General features: G+C 30.4%; 13 protein-coding genes. 9 read left to right on the top strand and 4 right to left on the bottom strand.

All coding sequences use genetic code 11. The annotated features are described in order from the left end of the window. Positions 1 to 212: 212 nt before the first annotated feature. From RH99_RS14775 to RH99_RS14765, 3 genes are all read left to right on the top strand, one after another. A complete protein-coding gene (locus tag RH99_RS14775) occupies positions 213 to 1019 on the top strand; it encodes a hypothetical protein (RefSeq protein WP_010239892.1) in 807 nt (268 codons plus the stop codon). Between the two features lie 354 nt (positions 1020 to 1373). Further along, the gene (gene bioB, locus RH99_RS14770; protein ID WP_010239890.1) at positions 1374 to 2339 is read left to right on the top strand and encodes a biotin synthase BioB; all 966 of its coding nucleotides are present in this window, start codon (positions 1374 to 1376) and stop codon (positions 2337 to 2339) included. Positions 2340 to 2374: 35 nt separating this feature from the next. After that, positions 2375 to 2752, top strand: coding sequence for a hypothetical protein (locus RH99_RS14765; RefSeq protein WP_010239888.1), 378 nt, complete (start codon positions 2375 to 2377; stop codon positions 2750 to 2752). Between the two features lie 47 nt (positions 2753 to 2799). Here the strand turns inward: RH99_RS14765 and RH99_RS14760 are convergent, their stop codons facing one another. Both RH99_RS14760 and RH99_RS14755 read right to left on the bottom strand, forming a co-directional pair. Next, on the bottom strand, positions 2800 to 3042 hold the full coding sequence (locus RH99_RS14760; RefSeq protein ID WP_279374360.1) for a putative ABC transporter permease: 243 nt from the start codon (positions 3040 to 3042) through the stop codon (positions 2800 to 2802). A 104-nt stretch (positions 3043 to 3146) separates the two neighbouring features. Further along, the gene (locus RH99_RS14755; RefSeq protein WP_243441501.1) at positions 3147 to 3419 is read right to left on the bottom strand and encodes a hypothetical protein; all 273 of its coding nucleotides are present in this window, start codon (positions 3417 to 3419) and stop codon (positions 3147 to 3149) included. 107 nt (positions 3420 to 3526) lie between these two features. Here RH99_RS14755 and RH99_RS14750 point away from each other — a divergent pair, with 107 nt between their 5' ends. From RH99_RS14750 to RH99_RS14740, 3 genes are all read left to right on the top strand, one after another. Then, entirely contained in the window at positions 3527 to 4609 is a 1083-nt protein-coding gene (locus RH99_RS14750) for a methyl-accepting chemotaxis protein (RefSeq protein ID WP_010239886.1), read from the top strand. Positions 4610 to 4797: 188 nt separating this feature from the next. After that, a complete protein-coding gene (locus tag RH99_RS14745) occupies positions 4798 to 6462 on the top strand; it encodes an acetolactate synthase large subunit (protein ID WP_010239884.1) in 1665 nt (554 codons plus the stop codon). A 21-nt stretch (positions 6463 to 6483) separates the two neighbouring features. After that, a complete protein-coding gene (locus RH99_RS14740; RefSeq protein WP_010239882.1) occupies positions 6484 to 7599 on the top strand; it encodes a 4-hydroxybutyrate dehydrogenase in 1116 nt (371 codons plus the stop codon). Between the two features lie 107 nt (positions 7600 to 7706). On the opposite strand, the gene RH99_RS14735 is transcribed toward RH99_RS14740, so the two are convergent. After that, the gene (locus tag RH99_RS14735) at positions 7707 to 8705 is read right to left on the bottom strand and encodes an LCP family protein (RefSeq protein WP_010239880.1); all 999 of its coding nucleotides are present in this window, start codon (positions 8703 to 8705) and stop codon (positions 7707 to 7709) included. A gap of 602 nt (positions 8706 to 9307) precedes the next feature. Here RH99_RS14735 and RH99_RS14730 point away from each other — a divergent pair. From RH99_RS14730 to RH99_RS14720, 3 genes are all read left to right on the top strand, one after another. Then, on the top strand, positions 9308 to 9709 hold the full coding sequence (locus RH99_RS14730; RefSeq protein WP_010239878.1) for a hypothetical protein: 402 nt from the start codon (positions 9308 to 9310) through the stop codon (positions 9707 to 9709). A 192-nt stretch (positions 9710 to 9901) separates the two neighbouring features. Continuing rightward, the gene (locus RH99_RS14725; RefSeq protein ID WP_010239876.1) at positions 9902 to 11632 is read left to right on the top strand and encodes a methyl-accepting chemotaxis protein; all 1731 of its coding nucleotides are present in this window, start codon (positions 9902 to 9904) and stop codon (positions 11630 to 11632) included. 181 nt (positions 11633 to 11813) lie between these two features. Next, positions 11814 to 13349, top strand: coding sequence for a zinc ribbon domain-containing protein (locus tag RH99_RS14720; protein ID WP_010239874.1), 1536 nt, complete (start codon positions 11814 to 11816; stop codon positions 13347 to 13349). A 118-nt stretch (positions 13350 to 13467) separates the two neighbouring features. On the opposite strand, the gene RH99_RS18340 is transcribed toward RH99_RS14720, so the two are convergent. Further along, on the bottom strand, positions 13468 to 14874 hold the full coding sequence (locus RH99_RS18340) for an HD-GYP domain-containing protein (RefSeq protein ID WP_010239872.1): 1407 nt from the start codon (positions 14872 to 14874) through the stop codon (positions 13468 to 13470). Positions 14875 to 15165 lie beyond the last annotated feature (291 nt).

Raw genomic sequence — 15165 nt, 5'->3', positions numbered from 1 at the left:
GGGTTCTGTTGACGTAGTGGGATTCAAAATAGACTAGCATACTGACTAGTTATTTATTTGAATGTGCCTTATAGCTAATAATAGAGATTAATATTAATTTTAGTAAATCTTTGGTATAATATTGTTTATGACAGAAAACTTGTATGCTTATGGTTAATAAGGCATTAGATAAGTTTTTGAATTTTAAAATATGATTGGAGGAAGAAAGAAATATGAAGAAAAAATTTTTGCTTGGAATAATAATAGTTTTTGTAGTAGTTTTTTCAGTGGTTTATTTACATAGTAAAACCATATCAACAGCAAAGAATAAGGAGTCTGCTTTAGATGTAAGCAAAATAAATAATAATGTAAACAATTCATCAGCCTCAGAGAATAATACTTCAAATGATGCTAATAGCAATGCGGCTTCTAACAGCAACAACACCAATACTGGAAATAATACCAATACGGGGAATAATACTACAGCTAATAATACAAATAATACCGAAAGCTCTAATAACAGTGGACAAACTCCAGAGAAAAATTCCAGTGAAACACCAGTACAAAACTCAAGCAATGCTAGCAGTAGTTCAAATGCTTCCAGTGATTCTAATGGTAATAATAGTAATAATAGTGCTTCAAATAATTCAGCAGCCTCAGAAAATAATGCGGGTAAGGATTACACAAGTTATTTTGGAGATTGGAAGATAACAAAATCTGTTGGAACAGCGGCTATATATGGCATGTCTAAAGAGGATATAGCTGGCTACAATGGTAAAGCTATTAGTTTATCCAAGGATAAATTTACAGATACCAATGGCAGCGTACAAAAACCTAAATATGTGGAGAGTACTGTTTCAGATGCCCAATTTTCTGAGGAGAACAGAGTAAAGCTAAGTAGTATTGGAGTAGCAGGAAACTCTATTAAAAAGGTTGTAGTATATAACCCAGAGGGAAAAGCCTATAATGCCATATATTTAAAAGATAGTAAAACTATAATATATTCGCAGGATGGAGTTTTCTTTCAGGTGGAGAAGTAGGAACAATACAGTCTACATTAGTTGAATTAAGGGTAACTAAAAAAGTTATCCTTTTTTATAGTATATAGAGGATAAATACTAAGTATTATATTTGACAATGCTCTTTAAATTGTATATTATTAATTTAATTGTAAACTAAATATTAAAATATAGTTAACGATATTGATTTCTAAAGTTTGCTATATATATTGTGTTGATTATGTTGTACAGGCATATAGGTTATATTTATCTACTATGTTTACTAATTAAGAGGATTGTAAAAAACTGCATATTAGGCCAAGCGTTATACTGGATACCTGTATAGCTTTAAATATAGAAGATAAAATTAATTATTTTAATGGAGGGAAAAAATAAATGGATAATATAATTTCAAAATTAGAGGAAAAGATAAATAGAGGGGAACTAATAAACTATGAAGAGGCACTAGAGCTTTCAAAGACAGAGGATTTTAAAGGACTTATAACTACTGCGGACAGAATACGTGACAAATTCAATGGAAAAGTTGTGGATATATGTTCTATAATGAACGCTAAATCTGGAAAGTGTACAGAGGACTGCAAATACTGTGCTCAATCTGGTCACTATAAAACCAATGTTGAGGAATATGGACTAGTGAATGAAAAGGAAGCAGTGGAACTCGCTAAGGAAAATGAAAGATGCGGAGTAAATAGATTTTCACTAGTTACTAGCGGAAGAGCTTTAACTGGAGAGGAATTTGAAAAGGCAGTTAAAATATATGATGCCTTAAGAGATGAAGTAAAGATGGATCTCTGTGCATCTCTAGGAATTATAACTGAAGAGCAGCTGGAAAAGTTAAAGAATGTGGGAATAACTATGTATCATCATAATCTTGAAACTAGTAGAGATTACTATAAGGATATATGTACAACTCACAGTTATGATGAGAGAATAGACACTATAAAAGCAGCTAAGGAAGCAGGATTAAGAGTTTGTTCTGGGGGAATCATTGGCATGGGAGAAACTATGGAAGACAGAATAAAAATGGCCATGGATCTTCAAAAACTTGAAGTTCAATCTATACCTGTAAATGTGCTAAATCCGGTAAAGGGGACTCCACTGGAAAATGCAAAAAGGCTAACAGATGAAGAAATACTTAGAACTATAGCAGTGTTCAGATTCATAAATCCAAAGAGTCAGATAAGACTAGCAGGAGGAAGAAAACTTATAGCTAAAGATGGACAAGACTGTCTAAGAGCAGGGGCTAATGCCACTATATCAGGGAATTATCTTACTACTGTGGGAAATAAAATTGTAGATGATATTAAAATGATAAAAGATGTGGGCATGGAGATTGTTTAGTGAATAATGTATAATATAAATACGGAGGTGATTAAGTGGAAAGTTCAAATAGTGAGTTGCTGAAAGCAATAGAAATTATGCTTAAAAAAGAATTGGAACCAATAAAAACAGAAATAGGATTAATGAAAACAGAGATAGGATCAGTGAAAACAGAAATAGGATTAATGAAAACAGAGATAGGATCAATGAAAACAGAAATAAAATCAATAAAAACACAGTTAGATGAACATACACAAATATTAAGATCACTAGAACATAAAGCCGACGTAAGTAAAGTAGAGCAGGATAAGATGAGTAATGATATGGCATATATAAAAGGCGATATTAAAGCACTGAGAAAAGATATTACAAATGTTGAGATAATTACAAGTAGCAATTGGAATGATATAGCAAAGCTGAAATCAGTTAAATGAGAAAGTTATGCCTATACCTGTAGATAAGGATATAGGCTATTTTTATGCTATTCACAGGTAAATAAATCTTTATAATTCTTTAGTAAACCATCTGGTTTTTTCTGTCCGAATATCTTATATCTTAAGTAATCATCCCCAAATACCGCTAAGGGAACTAAGAAAAACCAAATTATAGCATAGGGTATACATATCTGGCCGTAGAGGTTGCCCCAGGTGTTTGAATAATCCCAAATATTTAGTTTAAGCCATACATTGAGAATCATTCCAGAAGTAAGCTCTATAAGGCATATTCCAATAAATAACTAGTCAGTATGCTAGTCTATTTTGAATCCTACTACGTCAACAGAACCTTCTGATAGCACCACTATCATCAGAACCTGTTTCCTTGTATAATTCAAAATATTCGTCGCATCTTTGACTTGTTATTTATTTTCACATGCCTAATGAGAACTATTCCAGTACCGATGGCACATTCTTGCCACATTTTACACCGGCAGAAAGTTGGTCTTTCATTGAGTCTGCCTATTAAAAAGGCACATAAACCTCCAACTACCAGCATAGATATGTTTGTCCATCCACGCCATAAACCTTCAAGTACCATGTACAAAGCGCCCATTATAAAACATAATATAATATCTTTTTTTAGGCTGTTTCTATTATAAGACATGTTGTTTTTACATCTCCCCTAAAGTATTTATGATATAAATATATGTTTGTAATTTATTATTTTAACTAAATTCTATTAAATACACTTAAATTTGTTGATAGTTTGAAATGTTTACAAATAAAAATAGATTTTCAAATGAAAGACCAAGGGTGATTTATAATAAGGGAGGTTTAGAATATAGTAAGAAGGCAAGCCTTTTAAAAAATATTCAGGGGAATACAGAGCAAGATAATGATTATGTAGCACTATATGAAAAAATTCCAATGGATGAAAATAAAAAAAAGATATTCGAAGAATATAAAGTACAACTTCAAGATTTTAGAACTGAAAAAGAAAAAATATTGACTCTTATTAATGATAATAATTTTGACCAGGCTGCAATACAATATAAGGAAATGTCTAACAAATGGAGTCCGATGTTTAGCAGCATTGACAATCTTATAAAAGCAAATGTGAATAAGGCAAAATTAGTAAATGAAGAGAATGTTATAGTTTACAATACTGCAAATACTAAGATCATCATATACATCATAGTTGGAATTATTCTTGCAGTAGCTTTAGCTTCAATTCTTACAAGAGAAATAACTAGGCCGCTATTAAAAATAAGGTCCTTGGCTGAAAGACTTTCTAAATATGATTTTTCTACAGGAATAGCTATAACAGGTACTGATGAATTTTCACAAACAGGTATAGATCTTAATAAAGCACAAAAAAATGTAAGCAGCCTAATTAAAACTATTATGGACAATTCTCAGGATATGAGCGCTGCTAGTGAAGAACTTTCTGCCATGACAGAGGAGCTTACAGCAAATTTTGAAAATATAGATGCTGCTACTAAAGAAATAACTGGTGGAGTTCAGGAAACTAGTGCATCAGCTGAGGAAATCAGTGCATCAGTACAGGAAGTGGATGCTAGTATTAACCAATTATCAGAAAAATCCATGGAAGGAAGCAATAGTTCAGCCAGCTCTAAGGAAAGAGCAATTGATGTACAGGATAAAGGAAAGAAATCTGTACAATCAGTACAAAATATGGCAGGAATTTCTCAAAAGGCATCTGAGAATGCAGATACAATACAGAGAAGTATGGATGAATCTACTCAGGGAATAGAGCAAGTAGCTAGAACATCTCAGGAACAGGCAGAATTGTCACAAAAGCTTAATGAAATAGTACAGAAATTTAAAATTTGATACTAATATAAAGAGATTTGCTATTTTATAATAAACATTCAATTGGATTATCTATTTTATAAATTTACAACATATTTTTGTGAGATTAATAAAATTATTTGTAGATTTTTATTGGATTTTATAGTTTGTTATTATAATTGAACTATAGAAAGCATTAGAAAAATATAATTAAAAGGAAGTTTGTTATCATGGCAGAAATTAAAAATGAAGTAAAATTAAATACAGCACAAATGTTAGTAAAATGCTTAGAGGCTGAAGGCGTAAAATATATTTTTGGTATTCCAGGTGAAGAAAATCTTGAAGTAATGAATGCAATTGAAGGTTCAAGTATTAAATTTATTACAACTCGTCACGAACAAGGTGCGGCATTTATGGCAGATGTTTATGGACGATTAACAGGAAATGCAGGTGTTTGTCTATCAACATTAGGCCCCGGCGCAACTAACTTAGTAACTGGTGTAGCAGATGCGGATAGCGATGGGTCTCCAGTTGTTGCTATTACAGGGCAGGTAGGTACTGAAAGAATGCATATTACATCACATCAATTTTTAGATATTTGTAAAATGTTTGAACCAATTACAAAGAGAAGTAAGCAAATTGTTCGTCCTGATACTGTAAGTGAAATTGTAAGAATTGCTTTTAAATATGCTGAAAGTGAAAAACCAGGAGCATGTCTTATTGATCTACCAGTAAATATCTCAAAAATGCCAGTAAGTCTTTGCGAAAAACCACTACAAAAAAAGATTGAACCAATGGAACATGCTGATTTATCAGAAATTGAGGAAGCTGCAAGTGAAATTTTCAAAGCAAAAAATCCAATTATATTAGCTGGTGCAAGTGCTATTCGTAATAAGTCTGCAGAAGCTGTTACAGAATTTGCAAACAAATTAAAGATTCCTGTAATTAACACAATGATGTCAAAGGGTATTATTCCCTTTGATAACAAATATTCCATGTGGACAATTGGTATTCCACAAAAAGATTATGTAAATAAAATTATTGAAAAATCGGATTTAGTAATTACAATTGGATATGATATTGTAGAATATGCTCCAGCAAAATGGAATAAAAGTGCTGATACTAAAATAATTCATATTGATACAAGACCAGCTCATATTAATAAATTGTATCAAGCGGTTGTAGAAGTAGTTGGAGATATTTCAGATTCTCTTTATGATATAATGAGAAGAACATCCAGGAAAGTAGAACCAGTAGAAGCGCTTGAAATTAAAGAAAAAATGCTGTCTGAGCATGAAAGTTATGCAAATGATAATGCTTTTCCAATGAAGCCACAAAGAATTCTGAATGACGTTAGAAAAGTTATGGATAAGGAAGATATTGTTATATCAGATGTTGGAGCACATAAAATGTGGATTGCAAGACACTATAATTGTTACAAACCTAACACTTGCATTATTTCAAATGGTTTTGCTACAATGGGTATAGGTGTTCCAGGAGCAATCGCAGCAAAATTAATTAATCCAGATAAAAAGGTACTGGCTATCGTTGGAGATGGCGGATTCATGATGAATAGTCAAGAGCTTGAAACAGCCCTTCGTATAGGAACTCCAATTGTAGTTTTAATATTTAATGACAGCAGCTATGGTTTAATAAAATGGAAGCAGGAAGATCAATACGGAAAGAGTTGTTATGTGAATTTTACTAATCCTGACTTTGTAAAATTAGCTGAGAGTATGTATGCAAAAGGATATCGTATAGAAAAGGCAGAAGAGTTAATTCCCACTTTAGAAGAGGCATTTAAGCAGAAGGTACCATCAATCATTGATTGCAGAGTTGATTATTCTGAAAATGTAAAATTAACGGAGCACTTAAAAAAAGTTTTTGAAAGCTAACAAATGAGGAGAAGAGTTAAAGTGAAAGAATTATCTATTAAACCGGAAATTCACACATTTGATAAATGTGAAGAATTTATAACTAACTTTAAAATAGGAAAAGATGATTTGATTATTACAAGTGAACACACCTACAATTCATATTTTAAAAAATTCAACATTGATGCTAATGTAATTTTTATCAGAAAATATGGTAGTGGAGAACCAAACGATGAAATGGTAGAAGCAATATGCAGTGATATAAAGGACATTTCTTATAAAAGAGTAATTGCAATTGGTGGGGGAAGTGTTCTTGACGTTTCAAAATTATTTGCACTAAAAACAATTTCACCAGTAACTGATTTGTTTGATCATAAATTAGAATTCATAAAGGATAAGGAATTAATAATGATTCCTACAACTTGTGGCACAGGCAGCGAAGTTACTAATATTTCTATCCTTGAATTAAAGTCAAGACATACAAAATTAGGTCTTGCAGTAGACGAGTTGTACGCTGACTACGCTGTTATGATTCCAGAACTTTTAGAAGAATTACCATTTAAATTCTTTGCAACTAGTTCTATTGATGCATTAATTCACGCTATTGAATCAAGTGTTTCACCAAAAGCTACCAGTTATACAGAAATGTTTTCCTATAAGGCCATGGAAATGATTTTAAAAGGCTATCAGGAAATTGAAAAACATGGCCCAGAAGCAAGAATACCACTATTAAAAAACTTTTTACTAGCAAGTAACTATGCAGGAATTGCCTTTGGTAATGCAGGATGTGGCGCAGTACATGCTATGAGCTATCCTTTAGGTGCTAATTATCATGTTCCTCATGGGGAGTCAAATTATGTTATGTTCACTGGAGTTTTTAAGAAGTACCAAGCTTTAAAGCCAAGTGGAAAAATTAAGAAATTGAATGCATTCTTAGGTGAAATTCTACATTGCAGGGAAGAGGATGTTTATGTAGAAATAGAAGAATTATTAAATGTACTTATACCTAAAAAACCGTTATGTGAATACGGTGTTTCAGAAGAAGAACTGAGAGACTTCACCGAAAGTGTTATGACTAAGCAAGGACGGTTAATGGCAAATAACTATACAGAACTCACTGAAGAAACGGTATATAAAATATATAGATCTTTATACTAAAATAAAGTACATAAGTTGCAATTAAGATTATACATTGAGTTCTAAGTATCACAAACCGATACTTAGAACTCTGTTTATAATTAATGGAGCCAATCATGTTGTAAATATCACTCCAAATCTCCTTCAAATATAAACTGGTGTAGGTCTTTAATATTTCCTTCTCTGTTCCAATCTAAATAAAATACACCATTAATCATTCTATTAGTACTATAGCCAGTCTTATCCTCTGGAAGTCTAAATTGATCTACAGTTTTTATATTATTTATAATGGCATAAGAGGTATAGGAAAGAATCTCTTTCTTTGAAAGTGAAGTTTCCACATCTGAAAGAACAGTATCAAGTACACTGGAAGCCTTAGATAAATTCATAGAGGATATTTTATTGAAAATCTCAGTTAAAACAGCTCTCTGCCTTTGAGTTCTTTCAAAATCTCCATTACCTACATACCTTATTCTGCAGTAAGCTAAGGCCTGTATACCATTTAATCTCTGAGTGCCTCCATGGGTTAAATAAGCAGGAGTCTTCTTTTCCATAAGGGCCACTTCTTTTATATATCTATTGATAACTTTTATCTCACTATCAGCTACATTTATATCTACACCACCTAGAGCATCCACAATTTTATAAAAACTAGTAAAATTTACTTTTACAAAATCCTGTATATTAAGATTTAAATTTTCATTTACAACTTTTAAGGATAGTTTAGGGCCACCATAGGCATAGGCGTGAGTGAGTTTGTCCTGGGGTTTATTACCTACATTATTCATAAGCATATCTCTCATTAAGGAAGTTAATTTTATTTTTTTGTGAGCTTTATCAATGGTTAATATTATATTAGAATCAGCACGTCCAGTGTCTTTATTAGTTTGATTCATGGTATCTACACCTAGGAGTAATATGTTAATGTAATTTTCCTCAATACTATTATTATCGCTATTGATATTGAATTTTTCTGTGTCTATACCGAGATTGGAGGCATCTTGTGGTATTTTTGTGGTATTAAGTTTTGATAATTTATTGTTAATAGTTAAATAGCTACCAGTAGCAATAGCAATTATAACAGCAAGTACTATTAATATAGAAATAAAAATTCTCCTTCTTTTCATGTTTTTCTCCAATCAGGTATCATAAAAAAAACTAGTTTTTTTTATATTTAGATACCTAAAATATATTTATTTAAGGCATGTGAAAATAAATAGTAAGTCAAAGATGCGACGAATATTTTGAATTGAGCAGGGAAGCAGGTTCCAAGGATAGTGGGCTATCTGAGGGTTCTGCTGACGCAGTATAATTCAAAATAGGCTAGCATACTGACTAGTTATTTATTTGAATATGCCTAATAAGTCTGTTTATAATAGTTTTACTCATATTTTGTCAATATATATGTAGTAAATTCTGTAAAGATAATTATATAAATTCTAGCGGAAAGTGGAAAGTTGAAAATTGGTTGAGTGTAATTATTACCATGAAGAAAAATTACTTTGGAAATCTTATGATCATCCTAGTGTGCTAATGAAAAGGTAGAAAAAATGATTAAATATGTTTGTAATACTAAGTAACAACATCTATACGAAAGATCTATTTGCACGTCTACAAAATAAGTAACTATTGATTTCATTGATAAGTGCATATGTATTTAGAATAAACACATATACTTATGGAGAAAATATTGTAGAATTTGTGAAATTATAATAAAGGAGCGGTAAGTATGAAAGTTCAAGGCTTTTTCAGTGGAATAAAAAATGCAAATGAGGCAGTAGAAAAATTAAAAAGTGAAGGATTTCAAAACACTACTGTAGATTTAAACGAGCATTATTTAAGCACTATGCATCGTTCACCTAGAGTAGCTGGAGCAAAAAATGGTGCTAGTCTATCAAGTCTTGTACTTGATACAGAAAATTATAGATCGGATGATGCAGGATCAGCTGCTAAGGCAGCAAGTCCTATGGTAAGTGGAATGGGAAGCTTTGAAGAGATTGCAAATATAAACTATAAAGTAGTAGTAGAGACAGAAAATAAGAATGTAGAAAAGGCTAAAAGTATCATTAAAGATATAGGTGGAGATTTCAGAAACTATAATTTGAGTATACCAGACAGGATTAATCCTTAGTAAATTGTAAAAGCGGCTTATATTGATAGTTTTGATATAAACTGCTTTTTTCCATTTTTTGCACCCCTGGGGTGTAATTTTTAACAATTAAAAAGGGTAAAATTACTAAAGTTTATAAAACATATAACGATAAACTAAGAATAAACCTATTAAACATATCGGTAATTAATAAATAGCTTGGAGGATAAAAATATGTATTTGCTTAGAAAAATAAAGATAAAGGTAAAAATAAAAATAGCCATAGCATTTATTATTTTAGTTTTAGTAATTGGAATAGTAGGTGCTATAGGGATGAACTCATTAAATATATCAGATTCAAAGTCTGAAAATATGTACAGTGATAATTTAAGAAGTATATATATATTGTCAGATTCTAAAGAAAGCTTATCAATGATTAATAGCGATGTACTTCAGTTAATAAATGTAAAAGATTTTGGTATGAAAGCAAGTCTTTTAAAAGATATTCAGAATAATATTGACATAAATAATGGTTATATAAAAGAGTATGAAAAATTAAAAAAAAGTACAGAAGAACAGGCTTTATTTGATACATATAAGTCACAGTTGAAGAATTTTATTACTAAAAAAGAAATAATAGTAGGAAAAATAACAACTCTTGTTAGCAATAACAATCTTTACGAAGCGTCAAGTCAATACGAACAGCTTTACACTGAATGGAAACCAATGTTCAATACTATTGATAAGCTTGTAGAATTAAATGTAAATGAAGCAAAATTACAAAATGAAAGTAATAAAATTGATCAATCTAACGCTAATAAGATTATGCTTATATTTATTACAGTGGGAATTATCCTTGCAGTGTTGCTAGCTGTAATTCTTATAGGAGAAATAACTAAACCGCTTACAAAAATAAGTTCCTTCGCTGAAAGATTAGCTAAATATGATTTTTCTACAGCAATAACTGTAGTAGGTACGGACGAATTTTCTAAGACGTCTCTTGCCCTTAATACAGCACAGAAAAATGTAAGTAATTTAGTTAGAAATATTATTGATAGCTCTTATGCTATGAGTTCTGCCAGCGAAGAACTTTCTGATTTGGTTCAGGAGTTAAATGAAAGTTTTGAAAATATAGATACGTCTACAAAAGAAATAACAAATGGAGTGCATGAAGCAAGGGTATCCTCAGAGGAAATCAGTGCCTCTGTAGAAGAAGTAGATGCTAGTATAATTCAACTGTCAGAAAAAGCTATGAGTGGAAGCAATAATGCAGCTCAGTCTAAAGAAAGAGCCAAGGAAGTTCAAAGTAAGGGTAAGGAATCTGTGAAAGAAATAGGAATAATATACACTGAGAAGAAAGAGAAAATTGTAAAGGCAATTGAGGCTGGAAAGGTAGTAGAAAATGTAAATATTATGTCAGATACTATAGGATCTATAGCAGAACAGATAAATTTACTTGCACTTAATGCAGCTATTGAAGCGGCTAGGGCAGGAGAGCACGGAAAGGGTTTTGCAGTGGTGGCAGATGAAGTGAGAAAGCTAGCAGAACAATCTTCAGAGGCAGTAATAGGTATAAAGAATACTATCTCACAGGTGCAAGAAGCCTTTAAAAACCTTTCTAATAATGGCAGCGATGTATTGAAATTTGTAAATGAAGATGTAAATTCACAGTTTGAGACCTTTGGAAATATGGGGAATCAATACTATGAGGATTCAAATTTTGTAAGTGGCATGTCAGAGGAGATAGCAGCTATGACAGAAGAAATTACAGCTACTGTAGGACAAGTAAATAATGCAATGCAGAATATGGCAGGAATTGCACAAAGCTCCTCACAAGGTGCAGAGACAATACAGACAAATATAGATGAAGCAACTCAAGGTATAGACCAAGTATCAAAAACAGCACAAAGCCAAGCGGAACTGGCACAAAAACTTAATGAAATAGTACGGAAGTTTAAAATATAAGAAATGGACTTAATGAGTTAATATGTAGATTTTAGACATAAAAAGGCAATTGGAAAAGAGCAGTTTATATCAATAAAGTTTGATATAAACTGTTTTTTTTGTTTTTTTTAATTATTTTAAAGGATTTCTTAACTTTTTGTAGAAATATATTCAAATGAGATCATAGGGAGGAAGTAAAAAAATGAAGTTCTGTCCAAAATGTGGAGTTACTGTGAAAGAAGAGGCTAAATTCTGCCACAATTGTGGATGCACTCTTACATCCAAGTTAAACAATGTGATAAAAATCAATAAAGCTAAAAAATTACAAGATGAAGAATCACAGGATGAAGCATATACATTATCCTATAAATTGGAGGATATTAAATCTGCTTTGCAACAGAAGGTTCAAACAAATAACAGTAGTAATAATAGTAATAATAGTAATAATAATGGTAGTGATAATAATAGTAATAGTAATATTAGTAATAATAACAGTAACAATAGTAGTAGGATATTAATTGCCGGAATCATTATTGTTTGTGTTATAGTAGGAGTGTTTGTCTATGTGGGAAAGACAATTAGTGATCCTAAGAGAGAGGTTACATCATTTCAGAATGCTGTATCCAAAAATGATGCTGCTGCATTGAGTAAAATGTTGTATACATCAGATGAGAGAATGAAATTAACATCAGATTCCGTAGGCCCTATTTTACAATCATTTAAGACCACACCATCAGATTTTTCAGATGTTATTAACAATTTAAGTAATCAAGCTATAAATCTAAAAGATGGGGGTACAGAAAACCAAACCTCTAATTTATATATTACAAAGGTAGGTAGTACTTTGCTTTTCTTTCCAAAATATAAAATTGCGGTTAAGCCAACTTATTTTACCATTACTTCAGATGTCGAAAGAGCGGATATTTTAATAAATGGTAAGCAAATAGCTAAAACGGATAGCAAGAATTTTTCAAAACAAATAGGACCCTATATACCGGGAACATATACTATCATTGGAAAGGCCAGTGGTGATTTTGGAGATATACATAATCAAACAAAAGTAGATTCTTTAAGTACTAAGGATCAATCTAATACTGTAGATGCTCTGAAAGGACTTTATATTCATGTAAGTTCTGACTATAATAATAATAAAGTATATATTAATGGTAAAGATACTGGAAAGTCTGTAAATTCTGGAGATATAATTGGTCCTATTGCATCTGGATCAAACATCTATGCAATTACAGACTATAATGGAACACAAATTAAAAGTTCCTATTCCAATCTCTCAGATGGAGCTAAAACAGTTTATTTTGATTATTCTACACAGGAAGATACAGTTGAGCAGCAGAAAAGTGATATTAGTAATATGGTTACTGGATATAGTTATGCCCTTGCCAGTGCATTGACTAATGGAGATACCAAATCACTTCAAGCATATATGTATCCTGGGAGTAAACTATATAATCAACAAATGGATAACGTAAAAAATTATTATAAAGATAATAATAGTTTTAATGAACAGTATGATTCTGCTGTAGTTAATTCCTATAAAATGGATGAAGATAGTAAATCTGGTACAGTGAATACAACAGAAGTATATGATATTAACGAACATGCTGATGATCCTAATTCTGAGGCACAGACAAAAACTTATGAAAATGTGTATAAATTTCAATACAATGATACTACGCATTCATTACAATTGTCCGAGCGTATAAGTGCTGTAGAAAAATAAGGCATATGAAAATAAATAGTAAGTTAAAGATGCGACGTATAATTTTAAGCCTAGAACTAGTATGAAAAATTAGTTCTAGGCTTAAAATTATTTAAAGTTTTATTCAACTACTAGCTACTTATATTATCTTAGTAATGAATCGCCTTAGTTCCATTTGTTTACTAAATATGTTTTTAAACAAGTGGTCTATTACAACGTCACTGGTATTTATATATAAAAATTCATAATGATTTTTATTGCCAACTTTAAAAGTGTTAACTATCTTTCCAGTTAATAGTATGTTTTCTTTGCCTTTAAAATAAACTTCTAAACTTAGAATATTATCTATTATATCTTCTTTGATTTGTTTCTTATCTATATAGAACATAAGTCTACTTCCACCAATTTTATATATATTAATATCAAGATTTTCTAATGAGTTTAAATTGAGAATTCCATCTAAGTTCCACAAGATATTAAAAGAATCTAAAAATGGAATATAATCAAATGATGAAATATGCAATGTATTATTTTCATAATAATCTGATTTTAGTTCATAACAATACATATTATTATTTTTATTTATATATAAATTAATAGTTCTTATCTCGTCCTTATTAATTTCAGTGGAAAAATTAAATTTATTTGCTTTAAAATAATATCCAAAATCATATTTTCCAAGAGTTCCTTCAATAGAATATACAGTTTTTGTTGTATACATTGTTAAAGTACTCCATATTATTGTATCAGATAATATATCTGTGGTTTCTTCATTTGCTTTTAAAAGCATATTTATCATAACATCAACAATTTTAGCATCAAATTGTTTTGATCTATTTTTTAAAAGTTCACCTATAACAAACTCTACATTTCTAGGTTCTTTGTAAATTCTAGGTGATAACATAGCATCTACGGAATCAGCTAAACAGAGTATTCTACTTCCAAGAGGAATTTGTTCACCAGTTAATTCATTAGGATATCCAGTTCCATCATATCTTTCATGATGATATTTTACCAATACAGATATATCATCTAAACCAAAGACATCTTTTACAATATTGGCTCCATATACAGAATGTTTTTTTACAATTTCAAATTCATCTTCCGTTAAAGCACCTTCTTTATTTAAAATACTATTATCTATATAAAGCTTACCTATATCATGTAAAAGACCAGCTATATATATTTGTTTTAATGTAATATCATCAAGCCGTAGAGCTTTACCTATTTCCTTTGATATATTTGCCACATGATAAGGATGTAAAACTCCACAAGGATCGTTATCACTTACTATTTCAGATAGTACATTAAGTAAATTTAGCATTGTTTTTTCTCTTTGGTGACTTAAATAAATTGATTGATATAAGTTTTGTATCTTACACATTCTATGATAAATTTCTCCCTGATTAATATTATCAATTGTTGAGTTAGTATTTTTACTGAAGTTTCCTATATAAATGCTGGCAATTACATCGGTAGAATCTTCTTTACTATTCATGTAATTTCCCAAAATAGGAATAAGTACTTCTGATGAACTAATATTCATTAATGGAGAATATTCATTATCATTGTCATTTTTATAAATTATAATCTTCCTTTTTCTTTAACTAAGTTTAATATATTAGTAGAATTAATTTTAATAATTCTATCCTTTTTTTATTTAATAATACATATTCATCACTTTTTTTAATTACAGCATTTTTTAATATAGCAAAATTATTATCATCATCAAACAATACTATTCCAATAATATCACAGTTTAATAATACAGCTATTCTTCGTATATTATAATTTAAATAGTCATTTAAGTTTAATTCTTTTTTTATATACTACGTGT

This window comes from Clostridium arbusti SL206 (assembly GCF_000246895.1).
GTDB classification, from domain to species: domain Bacteria; phylum Bacillota; class Clostridia; order Clostridiales; family Clostridiaceae; genus Clostridium_I; species Clostridium_I arbusti.
Note: the sequence above shows the minus strand (reverse complement) of the source record. Positions and strands in the feature narration are given on the sequence as shown.

Excerpts from the sequence above, each read along its gene's own strand:
- RH99_RS14735 (WP_010239880.1), bottom strand. The coding sequence starts at position 8,705 with ATGAAAAGAAGGAGAATTTTTATTTCTATATTAATAGTACTTGCTGTT.
- RH99_RS18340 (WP_010239872.1), bottom strand. The coding sequence starts at position 14,874 with ATGAATATTAGTTCATCAGAAGTACTTATTCCTATTTTGGGAAATTAC.
- RH99_RS14730 (WP_010239878.1), top strand. The coding sequence starts at position 9,308 with ATGAAAGTTCAAGGCTTTTTCAGTGGAATAAAAAATGCAAATGAGGCA.
- RH99_RS14775 (WP_010239892.1), top strand. The coding sequence starts at position 213 with ATGAAGAAAAAATTTTTGCTTGGAATAATAATAGTTTTTGTAGTAGTT.
- RH99_RS14720 (WP_010239874.1), top strand. The coding sequence starts at position 11,814 with ATGAAGTTCTGTCCAAAATGTGGAGTTACTGTGAAAGAAGAGGCTAAA.
- RH99_RS14745 (WP_010239884.1), top strand. The coding sequence starts at position 4,798 with ATGGCAGAAATTAAAAATGAAGTAAAATTAAATACAGCACAAATGTTA.
- RH99_RS14755 (WP_243441501.1), bottom strand. The coding sequence starts at position 3,419 with ATGTCTTATAATAGAAACAGCCTAAAAAAAGATATTATATTATGTTTT.
- RH99_RS14725 (WP_010239876.1), top strand. The coding sequence starts at position 9,902 with ATGTATTTGCTTAGAAAAATAAAGATAAAGGTAAAAATAAAAATAGCC.
- bioB (WP_010239890.1), top strand. The coding sequence starts at position 1,374 with ATGGATAATATAATTTCAAAATTAGAGGAAAAGATAAATAGAGGGGAA.
- RH99_RS14750 (WP_010239886.1), top strand. The coding sequence starts at position 3,527 with ATGTTTACAAATAAAAATAGATTTTCAAATGAAAGACCAAGGGTGATT.